16 protein-coding genes are annotated in these 21,383 nt (G+C 39.2%); 4 read left to right on the top strand and 12 right to left on the bottom strand.

The window, feature by feature from the left end:
• Positions 1–286: 286 nt before the first annotated feature.
• On the bottom strand, positions 287–1,612 hold the full coding sequence (locus EA341_RS12670) for a DEAD/DEAH box helicase (RefSeq protein WP_293015022.1): 1,326 nt from the start codon (positions 1,610–1,612) through the stop codon (positions 287–289).
• 339 nt (positions 1,613–1,951) lie between these two features.
• On the opposite strand from EA341_RS12670, the gene EA341_RS12665 reads away from it, so the two are divergent.
• Positions 1,952–3,358 carry a sensor histidine kinase gene (locus EA341_RS12665; protein ID WP_293015019.1) on the top strand — a complete coding sequence of 469 codons (1,407 nt, stop codon included), beginning with the start codon at positions 1,952–1,954 and terminating at the stop codon, positions 3,356–3,358.
• 177 nt (positions 3,359–3,535) lie between these two features.
• Complete coding sequence (locus tag EA341_RS12660) at positions 3,536–4,219, top strand: LytTR family DNA-binding domain-containing protein (protein WP_293015017.1); 684 nt, start codon at positions 3,536–3,538, stop codon at positions 4,217–4,219.
• 5 nt (positions 4,220–4,224) lie between these two features.
• Here EA341_RS12660 and EA341_RS12655 read toward each other — a convergent pair whose 3' ends face one another.
• On the bottom strand, positions 4,225–5,328 hold the full coding sequence (locus EA341_RS12655) for a glycoside hydrolase family 130 protein (protein WP_293015015.1): 1,104 nt from the start codon (positions 5,326–5,328) through the stop codon (positions 4,225–4,227).
• A gap of 551 nt (positions 5,329–5,879) precedes the next feature.
• Here EA341_RS12655 and EA341_RS12650 point away from each other — a divergent pair.
• Positions 5,880–8,300: an ABC transporter permease gene (locus EA341_RS12650; protein WP_293015012.1), complete on the top strand. Its 2,421-nt coding sequence runs from the start codon at positions 5,880–5,882 to the stop codon at positions 8,298–8,300.
• Positions 8,301–8,437: 137 nt separating this feature from the next.
• On the opposite strand, the gene EA341_RS12645 is transcribed toward EA341_RS12650, so the two are convergent.
• From EA341_RS12645 to EA341_RS12635, 3 genes are all read right to left on the bottom strand, one after another.
• Positions 8,438–8,614 (bottom strand): histone H1, encoded by a 177-nt coding sequence (locus EA341_RS12645; RefSeq protein WP_293015009.1) that lies wholly within the window; start codon positions 8,612–8,614, stop codon positions 8,438–8,440.
• A 461-nt stretch (positions 8,615–9,075) separates the two neighbouring features.
• Positions 9,076–11,685 carry a transglutaminase family protein gene (locus tag EA341_RS12640; RefSeq protein WP_293015005.1) on the bottom strand — a complete coding sequence of 870 codons (2,610 nt, stop codon included), beginning with the start codon at positions 11,683–11,685 and terminating at the stop codon, positions 9,076–9,078.
• A gap of 129 nt (positions 11,686–11,814) precedes the next feature.
• On the bottom strand, positions 11,815–13,665 hold the full coding sequence (locus tag EA341_RS12635; RefSeq protein ID WP_293015002.1) for a PLP-dependent transferase: 1,851 nt from the start codon (positions 13,663–13,665) through the stop codon (positions 11,815–11,817).
• Between the two features lie 220 nt (positions 13,666–13,885).
• On the opposite strand from EA341_RS12635, the gene EA341_RS12630 reads away from it, so the two are divergent.
• On the top strand, positions 13,886–14,308 hold the full coding sequence (locus EA341_RS12630; RefSeq protein WP_293015000.1) for a CBS domain-containing protein: 423 nt from the start codon (positions 13,886–13,888) through the stop codon (positions 14,306–14,308).
• On the opposite strand, the gene EA341_RS12625 is transcribed toward EA341_RS12630, so the two are convergent.
• The 7 genes from EA341_RS12625 to EA341_RS12595 all read right to left on the bottom strand — a co-directional run bounded on the left by EA341_RS12625 (position 14,303) and on the right by EA341_RS12595 (position 21,209).
• Positions 14,303–14,539 carry a hypothetical protein gene (locus EA341_RS12625; protein WP_293014997.1) on the bottom strand — a complete coding sequence of 79 codons (237 nt, stop codon included), beginning with the start codon at positions 14,537–14,539 and terminating at the stop codon, positions 14,303–14,305. The two genes, EA341_RS12630 and EA341_RS12625, sit on opposite strands and share 6 nt — an antisense overlap.
• Before the next feature lie 121 nt (positions 14,540–14,660).
• Positions 14,661–15,080, bottom strand: coding sequence for a DUF4174 domain-containing protein (locus EA341_RS12620; protein WP_293014994.1), 420 nt, complete (start codon positions 15,078–15,080; stop codon positions 14,661–14,663).
• 260 nt (positions 15,081–15,340) lie between these two features.
• Complete coding sequence (locus tag EA341_RS12615; protein ID WP_293014991.1) at positions 15,341–16,594, bottom strand: metallophosphoesterase; 1,254 nt, start codon at positions 16,592–16,594, stop codon at positions 15,341–15,343.
• 220 nt (positions 16,595–16,814) lie between these two features.
• Entirely contained in the window at positions 16,815–17,651 is an 837-nt protein-coding gene (locus tag EA341_RS12610; protein ID WP_293014988.1) for a transglutaminase family protein, read from the bottom strand.
• The gene (locus EA341_RS12605; protein WP_293014986.1) at positions 17,648–18,394 is read right to left on the bottom strand and encodes a peptidase; all 747 of its coding nucleotides are present in this window, start codon (positions 18,392–18,394) and stop codon (positions 17,648–17,650) included. The genes EA341_RS12610 and EA341_RS12605 overlap by 4 nt, the downstream gene beginning before the upstream one ends.
• Positions 18,391–19,368 carry an alpha-E domain-containing protein gene (locus tag EA341_RS12600; RefSeq protein WP_293014984.1) on the bottom strand — a complete coding sequence of 326 codons (978 nt, stop codon included), beginning with the start codon at positions 19,366–19,368 and terminating at the stop codon, positions 18,391–18,393. Before EA341_RS12600 ends, EA341_RS12605 begins: the two co-directional genes overlap by 4 nt.
• 413 nt (positions 19,369–19,781) lie before the next feature.
• The gene (locus EA341_RS12595; RefSeq protein ID WP_293014982.1) at positions 19,782–21,209 is read right to left on the bottom strand and encodes a circularly permuted type 2 ATP-grasp protein; all 1,428 of its coding nucleotides are present in this window, start codon (positions 21,207–21,209) and stop codon (positions 19,782–19,784) included.
• Positions 21,210–21,383: the final 174 nt, after the last annotated feature.

Genomic DNA, 21,383 nt, shown 5'->3' with positions numbered 1-21,383 from the left:
ACCAAACCATAAATTTCAACTCATCCATGACATATTCAAGTTTTTACGAGCTAAATCTTATTGAGCTAATTAACGGAAATATTTACACCACAAAAGGAATTAAAGTCATAAAAGAAAACACTCCTTCTTTTGTTCTCTTTTGTCACTTTTGTGGTTCATTAAAAAAACCTTTTTCACCAATATTCCATCCCACTATTTGAAATATTAAAGAATACAAAGGAACATACGTAATCTACAACTAGCGTCTTTACCAATCTTTATCTCTGTATGAAGCCTTAAAGATTTACTAATTCGCCTCTGCTACTTTGACTTTTGCCTTTTTCAGTTTTTCTCCATTGAGCTTGTAAACCAGATTCGAGGCAATTGTGCTTCTGACTGCCACATAGCTGGAAAAGTCCATGATAGTGATCAGACCTATATCAGAAGAAGCAGCTCCACCATTTTTGATCAAAAAGCCTGCAATGTCTCCCTTACTGATTTTATCCTTCTTGCCTGCACTGAGGTAAAGTAAAGAGAATTCAGAAGGTTCAGAAGCTATCGTTTCCTCTATGGTGATCTCCTCAACGCTTTTCTCATCGAGATATTCCGGAAATGCTTCATCATTTGCCAAGACCAGATACCCCTGCCCTGAGGCATGCATTCTGGCGGTCCGCCCATTTCTATGGGTAAATGCATCTTCCTTTGGAGGAAATTGGTAGTGAACAATATGTTTGATTTCAGGAATATCGAGGCCCCTGGATGCCAGGTCAGTTGCAATCAATAAATTGACCACGCCACTTCTGAATTTGATCAGATTTTTCTCCCTATCCAGTTGTTCCATTCCTCCATGCAATACTGCATGTTCATAGCGATGGTCATTTAAAAGCAAACTGATGCGGTCCACGGCTTCCCGGTGGTTGCAAAACACAATACATGCTTCACCCTGAAAATGAGAAATCAGGCGCATCAAGCCCTGAACTTTCTCTTTGCTCGAAGTGGTGACCAACTTCAATTCCAGTTTGGATTCCTTATTCTGGAACAGAAAATCAACAACAGGAGGATTGTCAAAAGGAATAAATTCCGGTAAACGTCCCATTTTGGTAGCTGAAGTCAGGAAATGCTTTTGCTTCCCTGTTAATTTTCGGAATATATCCCTCAATTGATCGTGAAAACCGAATTGTAGCGACTTATCAAATTCATCCAAAACTACCAATTGTATGGTTGCTGTTTCCAATGAGCCTTGGTTGACATGGTCTGAAAGGCGGCCAGGAGTTCCTATTACCACATCTGGAAACTCACCCAGACTGTTTTTCTCAAGCTTCATGGAATGCCCACCATAACAGGTACTGACCCTAAAGCCGGTTTTGAGGGACTTGAAAACCTGCTCAATCTGAATCGCCAATTCCCTTGAGGGCACAATGATGAGTGCTTGTATACTGCGGGAGGTGGGGTCAAGGAGCTTGAATAAAGGAAACAGAAAGGCCAGCGTTTTACCAGATCCTGTTGGGGCCAGCAGCATGGTATTGGGATGTTTCTCTGTAGCATCAATAAATGCACGCTGCATGTCATTGAATTCACTTATCTCCAAACTGCTTAAAAATTGTTGTTCTAAACCTTGTGTTCCTTCTTCCATATTGCGAAGATAACTGAATTTAAAAGATTAGAAGGAAGGGAAAATGGAATTTGGCAACTGAGTAATACATTTTAATTGAAAAATCAGCAAAAATCCAGAAAACCTAATTCTGTCCCATAATCCTTGGGTTCCGACACATTTTTTTGTCAGAAAGAGAAGGCTCATTTAATCTTGTACGCATAAGCAACCAAGCATATGAGCAATCAAAAACACAGATATCTCTTTCTGATTCTCCTAGGATTGATTTACAATTTCCTTCTGTGGGTTCAGGCTATCTAATCCAATCGGGCTTATGCATTAGCAATGAAATCAAAACAAAAATATTAATTTTCAATAATTATGAAAAAGATTTTACCTTTTAGACACATTGAATGGTGGGTGGTGACCTTCCTTTTTATCGCCATCATTTTATCCAATATCATCAACGGTCCCAATTTCAGGCTCAATAATGAGCAAGGGGTTATCTATTTTGCCAAGATATTTATCCCTTTGATATTTATGGGGAGTTTTTACCTTTTCCATTTACGGATTTTACCCAATTACCAAAAAGACAAAGGCAAGGCAAAACTGATCATTTATACCATCTTGCTATTCTTTGGCTCTTTTATTTCGATTGGTGCGTTTTCAGTTTCTGCCGGCTTTACCAATGATTTTCTGATGCCATTTTATTTCAACTCTCTGGCCATTTATGCTGGGTATTGTGTAATTATCTACACCCTGAACCAGATTTTCATAACAAAAGATGAAAAGGATTTTCGCTTGTACAATTTCATCAGGTTTATCCTGATTTACATCTTTGTGGTAATTTTTCTTCTTCAGTTTCAGCAGATAGCAGAAGAAGTCATAGCATTTTTGTTTGTCGTTATCCTGCCTGCAATTATTGCTGTAATGACTTATAATTTCTTTTTAATCTACAGCTATAAAAAGCAAGGAAGAAAAAGTGAAGCATTGGCATTCAGCATATTGCTTCAATTTCTTGTAGCGGTAATATTTATAACCATTTATTTCGAAAGTAATGCTCTAGAAGCTCTGATAATCGGGGTAATTGTCATTTTCTGTATTATGGTCATCATCATTCCTGTATCCAATATATTTTTCCGAAAATACGACAATTACCTGGGGCAGCTGAATACGCTTTCTGTAAAAGTGGATCAAGGCACTGCCAACTTGGCTTTCCTGCGCTCTCAAATCAATCCGCATTTTCTCTTTAATGTCCTCAATACGCTCTACGGAACAGCCCTGCAGGAAAATGCTGACAAAACCTCCGAAGGCATTCAAAAGTTGGGAGACATGATGCGCTTTATGCTTCATGAAAACAATCAGGAAAAGATTCCTGTCGTCCGCGAAAAAGAGTATCTGGTAAACTATGTGGATTTGCAAAACCTCAGGGTCAAAGATCAGGAAAACGTAGAAATCTCATTCCATAGAAACGAAGATGCATGTACCGGAGAAATCGCTCCCATGCTTTTGATTCCTTTTGTAGAAAATGCCTTCAAGCATGGGATCAGTCTGCAGAAAAAGTCTTGGGTAAAAATAAGTCTTCGCTGCCTAGACGGCTCCGTACACCTTGATGTCAATAACAGTATCCATCGAAGTGCTGAGCAAGATCCCGAGAAAAAAGCTTCCGGTATTGGTCTGGAAAATGTTCGACAAAGATTAACCCTCATGTACCCCGACAAACACGAACTTATTATTCGGGAAAATGAGTCAGAGTATTTTGTACATTTAAGCGTTAAATTATTATGAAAAGGATGTGAAATATGCTTTGCGAAATATACTTCTTGAAATACGGTAGAAATATGCTAAAGCGAAATAATTTGAAATATTTCAACTCTATTTCCATCGTATTTCTACATTATTTCAACAATATTTCCACCATATTTCTAAATTATTTCAATTTAAACCCTATCCAAACTAAGTGTAATGTTATCCGCAATCGCCATCGACGACGAACCAATGGCCTTAGAAGTGATCAAGTCACATGCTTCTAAGGTTCCTTTTCTAAATTTGGAAAACTCTTTTACCAATGCTATCAAGGCCTTGGAATACCTCAGGGAGCAGCCTGTAAACCTGATATTCTTGGATATCAAAATGCCCGACATCTCCGGGATGGAACTGGCTACCTTGATCTCGAAAGAGACCATGGTCATTTTCACTACTGCTTATTCCGAACATGCAGTCAAAAGCTTTGAACTGGATGCTGTGGATTATTTGCTCAAACCTTTTAACCTGGGCCGATTTCTCAAATCATGTCAAAAGGCTCAGGACTTGTACGAACTCAAAAACGGCTCAGCTAGCAACCTTGGTTCGGTTTTTATAAAAACAGGTTTCGAGCAGGTGAAAGTCAAATTTGAAGAATTAGTATTTTGTGAAGCCAATGGCAATTATGTCAACTTTCAATTGGGAGAAAGAAAAATCCTAAGCCGGATGACCTTGGCGGAAACGGAAAAACTCCTCCCCTCCTACTTTGTCAAAACCCATCGTTCCTTTCTGGTCAATATCCAAAAAATCGATAAAGTAGAGAAGCATCAGGTCGGTTTGCAGGGGAAAACAGCTCCTGTGAGTGTTACCTATTATGACGAGCTGATGAGTAAATTGAGTAGGTAGTTATGCTAATCAGCATTCCAACTGACTACTCCCACCTTACTGTCAGCAGTACCATAATAAAGAAGCCAGGTTCCATTGAATAAAACCAAACCTTCTAAAAAGGTAGTCCCATCGGCATATTGACCGGATTTTTCAAAATCCTTTTCCGGTTTGATGAATGGCTTATCGCTTCGATCCAGTATCTTCCAAGGCTCATTGGCATCGAAAAGCGCCTGACCTCCTGTATATACCCTATTCCCTAGCTCCTTTACTCCAATAGAATTTGAATTTCCCGCATTGTACAAAACTACGATACCATCCTGAGTAAGTATGGGTGGAGGACCGGCTTCAACCAACCAAGAATCAAAATAGCCAGGTCTTGGACTAAGAACCGGAGTGAGATTTCCTTCGTGATTTTCCAAAGGCTCCCAGTGAACCAAATCCGATGAACTCGCCAACCAGATATGTGGTACCCCATAATACATCCAATACTTTCCATTGATTTTGGCAGCTACCAATTTCCCATCCTTAACTTCGGTTACAATTGCCCCTGATTTGGTTTCCATATTGTGGTATTTTCCAGATTTCCAATCTTTGAATATTGGGCCATGCTTTTCCCATTTCTTCAAATCTTTGGATGTGGCCACTGCCAATCTTGGATATTCCCTGTTCCACTGGGTATAAGTCAGTACAAATGTGCCATTTGCAGTTTCCACAATTCTAGGGTCTTCTGTGCCTCCGGTCCATTCAAACTCTTTTTGATTGTCTTTATCAGGAAAAAATACAGGCTCCACTTCCCTGATATAATTTTTTCCATCACCAGAAATAGCCAATCCAAGCCTGGAAGTATGTCCACCAATTTCCAGTTCGCCTAACTTTTCCTCTGCTCTGTAGAGAATGTGAATTTTATCATCTTTTACAATTGCCGCAGGGTTAAAAGTAGCCATGGACTCCCAGTGGACGGCCCTGCCTGTCATGGGGTCATCAAACACCGTTTTATCAGTGGGTTCTATGATTGGTGTTTGATTCTCTGCCCTTTCAAAGGGGCCAAACATCCAAGGCTTTTCCTGACTGAAAGCAGGGAAAGCCAATAAATACAAAATCAGCAGGTTGATAATTCTTATTTTCATCTCAAAAGTCCATTTGGGTGATTAGTCGGTATAAGACCTTCTATTTGAATTAAAGGTAAGTTATAACAATTGGAGGACATAAAGAAAATTAGGTTCGCAGAGCCAGCTTGTTTGGCTTACTCCTTCTTGATTTGATAGGAAGCATATTTTCTTTGTGTTATGGTGCCTTGTAAAAAAGCATGTCTGGAGAAACTGGAGTCTTTCACTGATTAAATTAAGGTACAAAACTTCTTCGCCCGTCATCGGACAAAACTGTCCGCAAAAAAATGCTTAAAACCCACAAATCAGCTTTTAAAGACCCATATCGGGTAAAATAATTGGTACAAAAGTGGAAATTAATTGTAATTGGAAAAGCTTTTAATTGATGTTTCAATTAGCAATCTGTCATCTAAAATTCTCTTGGGTCCTACAGTTTTCTAGAGTTCAAAATGGAATTTTAAAAAGTAAGCAATCCTGAAAAAATTCTTGGGGAATTTTCTAGAAAATAAGTATTAGAAGAAACTGGAGAAACTCACATCAATAAATGTAATCACATTCAAACCAATAGCATCATGATTTCAAACTACCTCAAAATCGCTTTTAGGAACTTGCTGAAAAACAAATCTTACACTTTCATTAATGTGACGGGTCTTGCAATTGGGATAGCCTCTTGTTTGCTGATTTTTCTATATGTGTATCATGAATTGAGTTTTGATAGGTTTCACGATAAGTCAGGGCAAATTTTCAGGGTAATTCAACATGAAAAACCAATTTATCGGGGTGAGGAAAACTTCGCTGTCACCCCTATTCCACTTGCCCCAAGACTGGCTGAGTACCACCCTGAGGTGGAAGATTTCACACGCATAGGCAACTTGACAAGATTGGTAAAAAACGGAGATGAAAGTTTCAGGGAAAGGATCCATTTTGCCGACCCTTCTATATTGAACATGTTCGACTTCCCCCTTATCAATGGAGAGAAGAAAACTGCGTTGGATGATGCTTATTCTATTGTCATTACCCGATCGATGGCTGAAAAATATTTCGGAAGTTTAGATGTACTTAATCAGACCATATCCATACAATTCTCAGGAGAAGAATTTCAGGAATTTATTATACAAGGGGTAGCAGAAGATATTCCAACCAACTCCAGTATCCAATTTGATTTTTTGATACCCCATCAATTTTTGATCAGTTTATTTCCAGAGAACGTTACGCAAAGCTGGGGAGCCATATTTAATGAAACCTACCTTCAGTTACGCCCTCAATCAGACCTTGAGCACCTTGAAGCACAATTTACCAAAACAGTAAGGGAACCTTATATGCAAGCTTTCAGGGACGACCTTGTTGAGGTGATTCTACAGCCACTAACAGAAATTCACCTGAACCCTGCTTATTCCGATGGCCTTGAACCTACGAGCAATCCAAAATACTCGGTTATATTGATCAGCATTGCTTTGGCAGTCCTATTGATCGCATGCATCAATTTTATGATACTGGCCGTTGGGCGATCAACAGGACGAACCAAAGAAGTTGGCATGAGAAAAGTCTTGGGCTCAGGTAAAAAACACCTTCGTTACCAATTTTTAGGAGAATCAATTCTACTTAGTCTCTTTGCCCTGATCGTTGGCATTTTTCTGGTAGAATTATTCTTACCTACTTTCAACGAGCTTTCAAATTCCACACTTTCATTTAAATACAATGGGGCTATCTTACTAGTCCTGATTGGCCTTGTCATAGTAATTGGATTGGGCGCAGGAAGTTACCCTGCATTTTTCCTTTCTTCTTTAAACCCCATTCAGATTTTAAAAGGGAATTATAAAATCGGTGGGAAAAGTAGGTTAAGAGAGGCTTTAATTATTATTCAGTTTTTTATATCTGTTTTCCTGATTTCAGCTACTTTTATTATGATAAGACAGCTTGACTTTCTCCAAAACAAAAACCTAGGTTTCAATCGGGAAAACATCATTACAATTGAGCTTTCCGGCACAAGACAGGAACGAAATCAAACCCTGGAACGCTTGCGAAATGAACTCAAAGACAGAAATCAGTTCCTTGGAATAACAGGCTCCTCCAATATCTTTGGCAATGAATGGGCAAGGGCTGGCTTTAGGGCAAATGATGAAACTTTCCGACAATTTTATGCTGCAACGGTCGACCATGATTTCATATCAACGATGGGGATTGAACTGATAGAAGGAAGGGATTTTTCACAAGAAGTCACCTCAGATATTGGTCAAGCCATTATCATCAATGAAACTATGGCTAGGGAATATGGCTGGAGTGAAGCCATTGGAGAAAGTTTACCTGGTCCAGCTTTCCCTTTTCATACTGTAGTCGGGGTAGTGAAAGACTTCCACTATCAATCATTGCATTCACAAATTAACCCTATGGTGATCATGTTGAGTGACTCAATTGGCAGAGGAGTACAAGACATTGATGGTGCGGGATTCAGCGGCTTGAATTATATTTCAATCAGTTTGGCTCCAGATAATCTGGAAGGCAACATTAAAATTATAGAGGATACCTGGCACAGCATTGTTTCTGGAAAACCTTTTGCCTATGAATTTCTGGATGATAACATTCAACAACAATACTTTCAGGAAAAGAGGTTAGGGGAAATTGCAGGGTACTCTGCAGGTCTTGCCATATTTATAGCATGCCTGGGATTATTCGGACTCGCAACCCTCACTTTGAGGCAGCGAACCAAAGAGATAGGAATCAAAAAAGTGCTTGGAGCTAGCATAATCAATATTACTCTTAATTTATCACTGGATTTCACTAAGCTTGTTTTCTTCGCTATCCTATTAGCAGTACCTATCAGTTGGATATTGATGAACCAATGGCTTGAAGATTTTGCTCACCGAATCAATATTGGTCTTGGTGTTTTTATACTCACTGGCTCAGTTGTGGTTTTGGTTGCTTTGGTAAGCATCAGCTTCCAAACCATTAGGGCTGCAATGTCAAACCCAATTAAGTCAATACGGTCTGAGTAGTTCAGGTTTCTTTGGTTCTGAAATGGCATAAAATCCCTTAAAAAAAATAAAAGGGTAGCTAAATGGTAAGATTGAAGCCTTACACATAGCTACCCATTTTTTATATTCCAATTTTAGAATATATAATTTTCCAAAAATTATTTCTTGGAAGCTTCCAATGAAACTTTACGGAATTCCTTCATCAACTTAGTAAGTTCCAAAGTAGCTTTACGGGCTCTTGTACCTGCTGCCTTATTACCCTTTTCTGCTTGTTGTTCTGCAGCTGTTTTGAATGAATCAAACTCAGCATTAATTTTTTCTAAAAGACTTTCCATTTCAAATTAATTTAAGATAAATGATAAACTGTTAATTAACGGTCATAAAACTAAGACCAATTAAGCAAACAATATACCGTTTAGCTTGTCTTATTTCAATTTTAAAAGAAAAAACCTGAAATAATAGGCCTTTTATTTAAAGATTTAATTTGAAAAAGGAGAAAATAGCTTGGTTGAAATCCTTTTCCATAAATTATTGGCAACTCAACTCTGGTTAAAACTTGTTCCTCAACACATAAAACCAAGTAAATTCAAGCTCATATTAACAATACACTTAGTGCTTATAACACGGACCTGCAACGTTACTTTGGTTCTTTATATTCCTTAAATGAAGAAGATTATTATATTAACATCAGAGAGAGGGAATTGCAGAAGGTTTTCCATACCGATAAAAGGTTTTTATCCAGAAAATCATGTACAGGAAGACATAGGTCTTTTTGTTCTCCATGTTCCTACCTTAACTATTCAATGGATTCTATGTCAAATCGGGAAATCCTCAGAAGGTCAAAATGACTCTTACCATATTCGGTCTCCAATATCAATTGATGGCTTCCTGGTGGAACATTCAAGAGGTCTAGCCCCAAGGTGTAACTACCTCTTCCCAATGGTTTGGACCCAATAAAATGCTGAAATGTTTCACCGCTACTATCCACAAGAAAGAGTGACACTTCGGATTCTTCTTCTATTTCAAACTGAATTTCGGAAATGCTAAAGGCAGGGTTAGGCTCTACAGAAACAATACCGGTTTCAGCCACAGCCTCAGCATTTTGTTTTTGCAGTTCAAAGGCGCTTCTAGGTATTGGAAAGGTATAGATACCTCCATAATTCTTCGCCGGACTTCGGTTATACAAACCAGGTGCTCCAGCCAGGAGTTTATCGTCAAGCAACAACATATCAAACCCAAGGTTTTCTGCACCTCTTCCAATAGGTTCGGGATTTGCCGGATTATTGATCATGTTTTCCGCTCGCAAAAAGGCTGTTGAGACCCATAAGTCATTCTCCAGGGGTTCAAATATATATATTCCTCCAGAATGCGGACCCAGAGAGGTTCCCATATGATGTGCACTGGCAAAGAGTTGGTTTCCACGAAGCTCTACGTTCATACCAAATTGATTGGATTCTTGTATTTCTTCCGGAGCAAAATAACTTGTCTGCATCCAATTTCCTGCCTCATATTCAACTACCATAACTGCCCCACTTCGCTTTCCATTATAGTTAAAATTCCCAAAACCTGCTGCAATACGGTTGCCGTCTATGCTCAATGAGGTAATTATACTATCACTTGTACTGCTAAGAAATTCATTTCGCTGTCTTGGGTTTTCAATATCCTTGAAGCTAATACCTGAATCATCCGGCTCGCCAAAATCAAATTTCAAATAAGTCTCCTTACTCATGCCCTCTTCATTGCTGGCATATATATGAAGACCGTCAATATCAGCCACGACCAATCTATTTTCATCTGCAGCGATTTTATGTCCATAACGCACATGGGTATGCCCTCTATTTTGAGAACGTAATTGGTTCTGACTTACTTGGGCCTCCCTTTTCAAAGCACCTTGATGATGCCAATAATTATCATTGGATAGTTTGTAAATCAACACCTCACCGGAATGGGATTCTTTAACTCTAGTGTTAGCGGCACTGACAAACATGTTGTCTCCCGAAAACGCAATCCCATCACCAAAATGATTGGACTCACTGATATAAGGGTTAAAAATATTTTGGTGATGCTCCCATAGCCCACTCTCATTTTTATGAAACACCATTAACATACCTCTTTGAAGGGAGTTCCCACTCACACTTCTTCCTCCAGGCAATTCCCTTGTAGGGATAGTATTTTCATCTGGTGTGCCTAGTAGTCCTACAAATCTTACGACAGCCCAATTATCGTACATGAAAATTCTTGCTTCCTGGCTTGGAGTGGCAAACTTGGTATCAAATGTTGTTCCTGAAACAGTAAACTTACCTACTGACCAACTGCCACTATTCCACCCTCTTCCTTCATACTCACCTTCCGCATAGTCTTGAGGGATAAAAACCTGCATGTCATAACCATCGTCGGTGGGGTGGTAGAAAATAATCTCCGCTTCTTCATACTGTGCCTCCGGGTTCATCGCTGGCCCGGGATTGGGCGAACCAAATGCCATGGTGGCAAATTCCTTTCCATACCCTGCAAGTGCTTGCCCAATACATTTTTGTCCGGAATAAGGGTCCCAGTCAGGTCTTGGTAGTTGGCCAATTTCTTCTGTAGGTTCTACTTGGTAAGGTAGTCCATGTCGAACAGTGGTAAGTGGATCTATACTGAAATTTCTAGAGGTAACATGTTTTTCTTGGTTCCAATTATTATCTACAAATGCAGCGATATTTCCCTTCATAGGAGGACGGAGCGTTTGTGGCTCAAAGGTTATCCAAAGATCATCATCGGGAAAATAAACCTCCAAAAGATAGTGACGTGTTAATCTGCTGCCGCGAACCATTAAAGTACGAACAACCCGGGCTGGAATTCCCATATTACGTAAAACTGCCGCAGGAAGGTGAACAAAGCCGATACAGTTAGCAACACCATCCCTATAAGCATCCAAAGCTGTTGGTATGTCAGATGGACGTCCATACCTTACCACACTCCGACTCCAGGAAAGTGTCGAAATGACCAAATGCCATAGATTATCACCATAATCTGTAGAATCTTTTACCATTTGGGCCACAGCAGCAATCTCGCTAGCATCACTCTGTATATGAGAAGTTGGTTTGGTATATTGTTCTTTTTCGGTACTAAGTCCTGATATGGGGTAAGTAGAATTCAATGTTGGGTACTTGTCGGCAATCGTAATGCGGACGATACTTTTTTGTTCATTTATCCGTTCCACTTCCTGCTTATAGGTCGCTGTTTGATGATTGGGCAACTCGTACACACCTTCTGGGTGCTCAAAGGTATAAGTTAAGGTACTACTTTGTGCTTCGACAAAGTTGTGTGAAAGGAAAAGTAAAAAAATAGAAGAAATAAGCTGTAGGCAAGATTTTAGAAAGAACCTAGTCAATGCTTTCCTACATCTATACGATTTGGAAATCATAATGAATCTGTTTTAAGATCAAACTAGGAAACCATTTTCAAAACTCCAAATAAATCTAAAAGGGATTGCTTTTGTCCAAATAAAACTTTGAAGTATAAATAAGGTGGGAATAAAGAATCCCACCTCTTTTCATATCTGACTTACAAAATTTGAAAATACGCTTTTATGATGTTCAAGATCCAAATCGGGTGATAATGATACACGGGCAATATAATCTTTGTCTTCTTCTTTGGTCGTTCCTTGGGTAGATGTGGCAGGAATCGTCCAATAACATCCTTTTAACTGTCCATAGCTCACACAGTATTTGCTTTCTCTGGGAATTTCACCAATCATCATGTCGATCAGCTTTTGATTTAACGCTCTTTTATATATTTCTTTTTCTTCATCCGTATTGCCTTTGGTTGGTAGGTCAAGTGAAAACACGGAAGGTTTAAACCCTTGCTTGGCAAGATCTTCTGACACAAAGTTGATCTTCGCTTCCGGAAGTGTCTGTTTGATAAAATTCACAAATTCGCGGGTATTTTTGTACGCATCTTCAATCCTCTGGTTCATCGAAGGCAACTGTTCTGACAGTATTTCGACTTGAAGGTCTGTAGCTTCATTATCACATAGCTGTAAATGCTTTTGTATGGTTGGCATCAAATCTTCAGCATTCTCATTGGCCACACAGTAGCCGGCAGTACATTTTCCTCCACTAGGGAATTTAGATCCACTTACATAGGAAATAGCTCTGATGGGTGAAAAAACTCCCTCCTTACTTAAAAACTGTACATTGGGGCAAAATGTCTGATCTAGGATAAATACCGGATCTACAGCAAATTCACCATTGGGAGTTTTTCGGGCTTTACTTAAAACAACTTTTAACCTTTCAAGATCCGGGACCTCCACTCTTGGGTTTGTCGGGATTTCAGCGATGATATAAGGAACCGCATCCGCTTGGGCAACTTTAGCCAAAACCTGATCTGTACTTTCAACCATATCATTATCACCATCTACAGGAAGATCTACCACTTCAACATTTTTAATGCAGGCAGCGACGCGTCTTGCCTGATCATTTGTCCCTCCATAACAGTTCGGGGGCACAATTATTTTGATATCTTTTCCGGGATGCTTTTCCAATGCTTCTTCAATAAGCCCCATCATGATGGCATATTGAACAGATAGACCACTAGAGCCAAGTAATACGTTGGATTTCGTAGCCGTAACTTTCCGGACTGATTCAATCACATTTTGTTTACTCTCCTCCACCTTACTTTTATTATGATGAGTGTAGGGTTTGCCTGCTAAAAGGTGTAAGGCCGTAAAACAATCTGCCGGCGTCATGGCAATGGTCTCTCTTCTCCTGACATGTTGTATTTCAGAGATATAATTTTCATTGCCTATAGCCATCAAAATACTCCCCAATGAATCTTGAAGACTGATGTAAAAGTCAACTCCATTCGCTTTTGGCAAGTCAAGGTCTATCTCACCAATTGCTTCATTTTGTGAAATGAATACAGTACTGCCGTCAAAGTCCGGAATGTCTTCAGCGCTTTCTACTTGTATTGATTCAAAGTTATAGCCGTAAACACGCTTTACGGTTTCTAAATCAAAAAAGTCCGGTAAGTTATCTTTAAATAGAATTTGAGTTCGCTTTTTTTCCATCAAGTTCTTCCTTAGAATGGACAGAATAGGTGCTGTTTTTGAAGAAAAGCTGATAATATGATCAGGCTCAAGCTTATTCAAGCGGGCAATAGCCCATTCTAGCATACTGGATAATGGATGTCCTAATCTGATATAGTCAAATGCTGTGGGTAAGCCGTTTAGTGCCGGGGCATCAGAAATATCAGACTTATACAATGACTCAAACTCATTAAGGAATTGAGTTTTCGCCAAGCTTTCATCATAAATATCCAGCCGGTGAGTGGTGAGCAACAACCAGTCACTCGGCATATTTTTTAAAACATCTCCAATATAATTCAGCACATTATTTTCTTTCATAACCTATATTCTTAATAAATTCAAAAATAAAGAATTATTAGGGTTCCTTTAGAAGGCTTGCCCGAAACTTATCATTTTTGATGACTTTCACCTTCAGCCTACAGTTAAAAATAAAATCCAATGGTATTCCCGTCAAAAATCAACCTACGCTATGATTTTCATCAGGCATTGCCTTTAGAATATTGAATAATTTAGGGTTTCAATATAAAACCCCAGATAAATGAAACTAGATAGAAAAGTAGAAGAAATCATGACCAAAGAGGTGGTCTCTGTTGAAAATCATCAAACTCTTGCTGAGATTTTGATATTATTCAGGAAAAATAAAATCAGACATATCCCAGTTTTGGGTGATAAAAAAGTTGTTGGAATCATAAGCCGCTCAGACATCAACCGCTTGACCTTTGGAGCTATATTTGACAATCAGGACAGTTCTGAAGAATCGATATTGGAAATGTTGTCCATAACTCAGGTGATGAGCGCGAATCCAAAGGTGGTTTCTACAAAAGACAGTTTACAAAAAGTGGCTCAAATCTTCGCAGAAGAAGAGTTTCATGCACTTCCTGTGGTGGAAGATGGCAAACTTAAGGGCATCATCACGACCACAGACCTAATCAAGCAAATGCTTATTGACAGTAAGTTATAAGTCCGTCTTATTTGAACGTTTAAGCTTGATAGCAGTATCCTTTACACAACAGACAGGACAAAGGCAGGCATTTGGGTTGGCATGAATAGCTCTCCTCAAAGCTTCCTTTCCTGAATTGAAAGGACCGATATATTCCCGCTTATCTGGATCTGGCAGATGAGGACAATCTCTATGGTGAATCTCATAGGATGAATCGGAATTGCTAACAGTAGAAATATAAAAAAACTTCATTTTCGGGGTTTTATCAAGATTCAAAAATACCTTAAGTGTAAATAGAAAAAAATACCCCTTATTGGGTATTTTTTTTGTTTAAAATACGGAATAATTACATTTGGATACTGAAAATTTCAATTTACCCCCCTCCTTTCCTTCTGATTTCTGACTGCCTCATGGGCATGGCATCTACCGTCCTAAAAATAAAATCCCAATCGATACCCTCTTCTTTCCTTAATTTGGTACCCCCATCCAATCCTATCAATACCCAAGAAGAATTCTTACTCCCCATTGCATACCTGTTTTTGAGTTTTTTGATATATTCTGGAGTAAACAATACTTCAGTATTAGAGAAAACAGAATCCTCAATCACAAAATACTTGATTTTCCGATCGTCTATTTCCTTACTGAGACTATCGTTGGGTACAGTCCAATCTTGAGGGCTCTGTGGAAAGTAAATGACTACCCTATTTTTCCACTTAAAATCATCCAAAACCCTAGGTTCCTCTTGACTCAGGGAAAAAAGGAAAAAGCATAAAAGTAAATATAAAGGATTCATGTAGCTGTAACAGCGAAAGACTCAAGTAAGTTTGTGAAAATCAGGTATGGTTGTAGATTTTAGATTTTAGATTTGTTCATTACTGAGTTGATGAGTCCTGATTAGTCGGTGAATAGTTCCTGTTAATACAGCCATTCAAAAAGATTTCTCCTCGTTCCTCGTCGAAATGACAAGGTGAAGCCTAATTTAACCTTTAACATTTTAACCTTTAACAAACTCGTGTCAGTTAATCAATTAAACAGTTACACAGTTACTCAAAATCACCTTGCTTTTCTCAGTTCTATCACCGTAATCTCCGGCCATATCCCTACCCTACCGGAAAAAGCATGGAAACCAAAACCTCTATTCACATAAAGAAATTTTCCGCTCTCTTCAGCCAAACCTGCCCAATTGGGATACCTGTACTGCACCGGGCTCCAACGGATCAAAGGGGTCTCAATACCAAACTGCATCCCATGCGTATGTCCAGAAAGTGTCAGGTGAATTGGATTACTGTTATTCTTCACTTCCTCATCCCAGTGCGAGGGATCATGGGAAAGCAACACCTTGAACCCTTCTTCAGGTGCACCTTCCATCGCCTTTGACAAATCCCCTTTTTTTACAAAGCCCACACCCCAATTCTCTACTCCTAACAGTGTAATTTCCTGACCGTCCTTTTCTATCCTTACATGTTCATCCAAAAGCAAGCGAAAACCCATTTCAGCGTGTTTGGCTTTTAAGTTTTTAAGATTGTCTGCTTTGGCACTTTGGCTTGGCCAACTGATGTAGTCTCCGTAGTCGTGATTTCCGAGAATAGAGAATTGACCATACTTCCCCTTTATCTGAGCAAATTGCTCCAAAAATGGATCAATCTCTTCCGCTTTGTGATTGACCAGGTCTCCGGTAAACACCACCAAGTCGGAGTTCTGCCTTGCAGCAAGGTCCACTCCTTTTTGTACGCCTTCTTTGTCCTTGAAACTGCCTGAATGTATGTCCGACAATTGGGTAATGGTAAAGCCATCAAAAGCTTCGGGAAGGTCTTCAAAGTAAACCACTTCTTTGTGGACTTTGAAATTGTGTTTCCCATACGTGACCCCATAAACAAAGCTGAAAAAAGGAAAAGCTGCAACAGTAATGGCTATAGCGCTTACCCATGTGGTCCTTGTCGGAAAAGAAAAATCTTTGGTACCGTTGAAAACAAGGATAAACCCAGCTTGGATATTTCTGAATATATCCTCACCAAAGAGGATCAACACAATCACCAATTGTGTGACTAAAACTGTCAGAAACACATTGAGAACGGTCTGGGTGGCATTAGTAATTTCTCCAGCCGCAAAAATTCTGATAAAAGTCAGTATTATCCAGATAGAAATCCCACTGAAAATCAACCAGTATCCTATATTCACACTACTCCTGATTTTATCAGAGTCAAGATTGGCAGTAAGGGTTTTGACCGCCTGAAAAACATACCAATTGAGAAAGGTGGTAAATAAGAATACAGAAACGAGAAATATAAGACTTCCGAGGTTATTCATAAGGTTAAGTAAATCACTTTGTCATATACAGCGATTTGCTTCTTTTGGTTCTGGAAAAGCAAAAATTACTAATTATGAGGTATTAGATTTAATTTCTAAAAAACATAAAATCTGGGTAAAAAATATCCCAATATCAATTTAGTATCCACCAATATCGAAATGATACACCGCACGCCTTTTCACTTCTTAAACGGCAATACATATTTTTTACAAATAAAATTTAAACTTGCTTTATCCTCACCTCTGTAAAAAACTCTGACTTCGCCGTGCCTCCATAAGTCCCCGCAATGGGCAGGGTATTGGTCGGGTGAAAACTGCTGGCCAAAGGAATGTAATTATGGTCTGCAAACAAGCCCAAACTGGGATCTATGCCTATCCAACCTGCTCCGGGCAAATAAACCTCCACCCATCCATGTAGCTCATGTCCCTGATCTAATTCCGGATTGAAGGCATATCCGCTGACAAACCGCGTTGCCAAGCCGATGCTGCGCAACATCTGCATCAGCATCCAGGATAAGTCTCTACAGGACCCTCTCCTATTTTCAAAAGTATCCATGGGTTCAAGCAGTCCAGGTTCAAACCTCAAGTCATGTGACCACTCTTTATGGATAAAGGTCAGCAAAGCCACTAAAAAAGAAACTATATCCTGATTTTCAGCCATGAGTTTTTTAGCAAAATCTCTCAACTCCGGAAAACCATCCGTCTTTTGGTAGATTTTCAAAAATTCCCCTGTGTTGCCTTTGTATTCAAAATGATCAAAAGGGTAATCGTGTTTGGCAATGATAAAACCATAGGGATTGAAATTGAAAGTTTCCAATTCAAAGTGCAGATCAACCTCCAAGAAGTCTGTTGGTGCATCGAACCAGACTTGGAAAAAAGGGTTGCCTTCTGCATTAATGCGCTGACTTTTCCCCATTGGTTGTGGACGAATCACCCAATCTGCATCCAACAGGCGATAATAGGTCCGCTGCTGAGGAATCAGAAAAAGCTGATGGGTATTGAGAGGGACTTTTTCTTCGTAGTTATAACGGGTCAGGTGCGAGACAGAAAGTTTCATAATTCAATACCCCCTGCTGATTCTTTGTCAGAAAATGCTTTCTGAAGAATCTCCGATGGCAATTCTTTTACTGCTTCTTTAAGTCTTTCATTCCAGAAAGTAGAAATATGTTCCAACTCCTTTTGCTCAAAGCGCTTTTCTATGATATGGTATTGATCATTTTCCAAAACAATAGTATCAATTGGGTAGTCAACATCATTTGCTGATATTCTGGTAGCATCAAAGGCCAAAAAGGCACATTTCAAGGCATAGTCCAAAGATTCATCATAACTCAATGAACGCCTCAATACAGGGCTTCCCGAACCAGAATTTCCAATGATGACAAAAGGTGTCCCACGGCGTATTTCTATCCAATTTCCCTGAGGATACAAGAGATACAGTTTTGGGGTTTTATCATCTTCCAATTGTCCTCCAATGATAGAGAAAAGGTTGAAAGAAAGTCCAGCCTCTTCCAGGTATTGTTTGTCTTCTTTGGCGACCCTTTTGATCTGATTGCCAAATTCATTTACAGCTTTGTAAAGTTTGTTGAACTCGTTATCCTGCGCTTCTATCACTTCAGTGAAGTAGGTGATGGCTTTGTCCCTTACCGACCTAAGGCCGGAAGTCATGATAAAAAATGAATGTTTGTCCCTGTTGACCGTGTACACCTTTTTAGAAGTTGTAGTTTCAGTACCAGAAGTTATTCGGGTATCAGAGAGGCCTATCAGACCATATTTGGTTTTAATTCCTAAGCAGAATGTCATTCTTGAGTTTGGTTTTGTGTCATAAAGTTATCCTTTACCTGAAAGAAATTGTCATTGATGCAATTTGAAATATGGTTTATTTTTTGCTGAAGATCATCTAAATATTCGTGCAAACCATTGGCCATGATATCATTTACATCATCAAATTCCAGCTTTGCCCTTAATGCACCGATTGCTCTTTGGGCACTGTTCAACCCTCCTCCAGTATTTGCTGAAATTTTGTTTAGGCAAACCTCGGCTTCAGACAAACAATAAAATACAGATCTTGGGAAATATTTATTCAACAATAAAAGGCTTACTACCTTTGAAGGTTCAATATTTCCATATAACCTTCTATAGGTATTGAAAGCAGTTACAGATTTGAGCAGTGCAGTCCAGTGCAGAAAGTCCAATGGCGTTCCCACCATTGATGCTGAAGGCAATAAGATGTGATACTTTACATCAACAATCCTGCTAGTTTTGTCCGCACGCTCAAGATAAAGTCCAAGCTGTCTGAAATACCAGCCTTCCGTCCTTGCCACTGTGCTTTCTCCAAGTCCATATAAAAGCAAAATCTGATTTTTCACATCTTCAAAAAATTGGCGTGGATCTTCTTTAAGCCATGATTTTTTAGCGGCTCTTTTCTGGACAAAGTGGTACAATTCGTTGAGTTTTTCCCAGGTTTCTTTGGTCAGATTTTCTCTGATCACACGGGCATTTTCCCTCGCATAAGAAACCGAAGATATAATGGAATTGGGATTGTCTGTATCAAAAGTCAGGAAGTAAATCACATCCTTTCTGTCAAAACCTTTGTGTTTGGAAGTGTACAATTCCTGGTCCCCCGTAGCAAAGACCAAAGGTTCCCATTGCTCTTTGAGGTCAGGTGGTAAATCCAACATCAGGTTAAAATTCACATCTATAAACCTGGCATAATTCTCGGCCCTTTCCAGGTACCTTCCCAGCCAATATATGGAGTTAGCTACTCTACTTAACATATTTTATTATTATTTTTCCTTAACTAAAGTATTTGATTTTTTCTTGCAATAAGGCCCTGTAAGGTAGTATTGAGCTATGTATGGATATTGAATTGATATTAGTAGATATTAAATAGATAATAATTGATATTCTAAGAGCTGTAAATATGATTTAAGGGTGAATCAATTATCAATATCTATTAATATCCAATATCCACCAGTATCAATTTAATATCCAATATCAATCATTATCCACTGGTATCTACCAGTATCCCCTATTTCAATTTTATTTCTACCGTATTTCAATTTATTTCATGAAATATATTTCTATCGTATTTCCACATTATTTCTACCTTATTTCTATCAATATCAAATATCAACCAGTATCTACTAGTATCCACCAGTATCCAATATCCATTTAATATCCACAAACATCATTTATAAAGCACCCAAGTATCCTTACTTCCCCCACCCTGTGAGCTATTGACCACCAGTGAACCTTTTTTCAAAGCAACCCTAGTCAGTGCACCTGGTATTACCTCGATTTCTTCACCATACAAAATATAAGGCCTCAAATCTACATGTCTTCCTTCCAGTCCCTCTTCCGTTAATGTCGGTACTGTGGAAAGGGATAATGTAGGCTGTGCTATATAATTATTGGGGTTGTTTTTGATCAGGTTACGGAATTTGGCATGTTCTTCAACCGTAGCTTTTGGACCTATCATCATGCCGTATCCTCCGGCCGCATTGGTTTCCTTGATCACCAAATCTTCTATGTTTTCCAAGACATAATTCCTATCCTTTTCTTCTCTGCAGAGGTAGGTAGGTACATTGTTTAAAATCGGCTCCTCATCCAAATAGTATTTGATGATTTTTGGAACATAGGCATAAACCGCTTTATCATCTGCTACGCCCGTTCCCGGTGCATTGGCTATGGCGATATTCCCGGCTTTGTATGCTTCGAAAAGCCCGGGTATACCCAACATGGATTCAGGGTTAAAAACCTCCGGATCCATAAACGTATCGTCAATTCTTCTGTAAAGGACATCTATCTGCTCAAGCCCTCTGGTGGTCTGCATGTACACCTTCTTGTCTTTTACAATCAGGTCAACACCGGAAACCAACTCCACTCCCATTTGCAAAGCCAAGTAGGAATGCTCGAAGTAGGCAGAATTATAGATTCCAGGAGTCAGCACCCCGATTACAGGATTTTCCTTGTCTGAAAGGAACTGCAGCATTTTGAGAAGTTTCACAGGATAATCTGAAACAGGCATGACTCCAAGCTGATTAATCAAATCTGGATAGGCCCGCTTGATAATCTCCCGGCTTTCGAGCATATAGGATACACCTGATGGACATCTTAAATTATCTTCAAGAATATAGTATTCTCCACTTTTGTCCCGAACCAAATCAGTTCCGGTAATGTGACACCAAATCCCTTTTGGTGGTTTCAGTCCTATACAAGGTTCAAGGTAATCCTGGCTTTTCAGTATCAAATCCTCAGGGACAACCCCATCCTTTAGGATTCTACGCTCATTATAAATGTCGTCAAGGAAAAGGTTGAGGGCTTTGATCCTTTGTTTCAAACCAGCCTCGAGGTGTTCCCACTCTTTTCGCGGAATAATCCTAGGGACTATGTCTAAATGAAGAATTTTCTCTGTCCCCTGATTGTCATGGTACACATTAAATGTCATACCCATGGCTACCTGTGTCTTATTTGCAGAAAATTGCAATTGGGACATCTTTTTTGGACTTGTTTTCTTCACTTGACTGAGAAATTCTGAATAATGGGGTCTACATTTCCCCTCTTCGGTGAACATTTCATCAAAATTTTCACCGGCTTTATAATTTTCTGTATTCATATTTTAAAAATCGGGCTTAATTAGTGGTATACCGATAAGCTACTAAAAATGTGGGACAATCTGAAAAAAAGTGCTGAAAAATCTAATCCACAACAGCAGTATTATGATAAAAATTTACTTTTTCTCACGGATTTCTGGGGAAATGAGTTCGAAACGCCAGGCACATTAACCAGC

It is taken from the genome of Mongoliibacter sp. (assembly GCF_007692705.1).
GTDB lineage: Bacteria > Bacteroidota > Bacteroidia > Cytophagales > Cyclobacteriaceae > Mongoliibacter.
Note: the sequence above shows the minus strand (reverse complement) of the source record. Positions and strands in the feature narration are given on the sequence as shown.

Bases quoted from the DNA above. Each gene is read 5' to 3' on its own strand.
- EA341_RS12610 (WP_293014988.1), bottom strand. From the start codon at position 17,651: ATGAAACTTTCTGTCTCGCACCTGACCCGTTATAACTACGAAGAAAAA.
- EA341_RS12640 (WP_293015005.1), bottom strand. From the start codon at position 11,685: ATGATTTCCAAATCGTATAGATGTAGGAAAGCATTGACTAGGTTCTTT.
- EA341_RS12655 (WP_293015015.1), bottom strand. From the start codon at position 5,328: ATGAAAATAAGAATTATCAACCTGCTGATTTTGTATTTATTGGCTTTC.
- EA341_RS12620 (WP_293014994.1), bottom strand. From the start codon at position 15,080: ATGAATCCTTTATATTTACTTTTATGCTTTTTCCTTTTTTCCCTGAGT.
- EA341_RS12660 (WP_293015017.1), top strand. From the start codon at position 3,536: ATGTTATCCGCAATCGCCATCGACGACGAACCAATGGCCTTAGAAGTG.
- EA341_RS12650 (WP_293015012.1), top strand. From the start codon at position 5,880: ATGATTTCAAACTACCTCAAAATCGCTTTTAGGAACTTGCTGAAAAAC.
- EA341_RS12625 (WP_293014997.1), bottom strand. From the start codon at position 14,539: ATGAAGTTTTTTTATATTTCTACTGTTAGCAATTCCGATTCATCCTAT.
- EA341_RS12630 (WP_293015000.1), top strand. From the start codon at position 13,886: ATGAAACTAGATAGAAAAGTAGAAGAAATCATGACCAAAGAGGTGGTC.
- EA341_RS12615 (WP_293014991.1), bottom strand. From the start codon at position 16,594: ATGAATAACCTCGGAAGTCTTATATTTCTCGTTTCTGTATTCTTATTT.
- EA341_RS12665 (WP_293015019.1), top strand. From the start codon at position 1,952: ATGAAAAAGATTTTACCTTTTAGACACATTGAATGGTGGGTGGTGACC.
- EA341_RS12600 (WP_293014984.1), bottom strand. From the start codon at position 19,368: ATGTTAAGTAGAGTAGCTAACTCCATATATTGGCTGGGAAGGTACCTG.
- EA341_RS12670 (WP_293015022.1), bottom strand. From the start codon at position 1,612: ATGGAAGAAGGAACACAAGGTTTAGAACAACAATTTTTAAGCAGTTTG.
- EA341_RS12595 (WP_293014982.1), bottom strand. From the start codon at position 21,209: ATGAATACAGAAAATTATAAAGCCGGTGAAAATTTTGATGAAATGTTC.
- EA341_RS12645 (WP_293015009.1), bottom strand. From the start codon at position 8,614: ATGGAAAGTCTTTTAGAAAAAATTAATGCTGAGTTTGATTCATTCAAA.
- EA341_RS12605 (WP_293014986.1), bottom strand. From the start codon at position 18,394: ATGACATTCTGCTTAGGAATTAAAACCAAATATGGTCTGATAGGCCTC.
- EA341_RS12635 (WP_293015002.1), bottom strand. From the start codon at position 13,665: ATGAAAGAAAATAATGTGCTGAATTATATTGGAGATGTTTTAAAAAAT.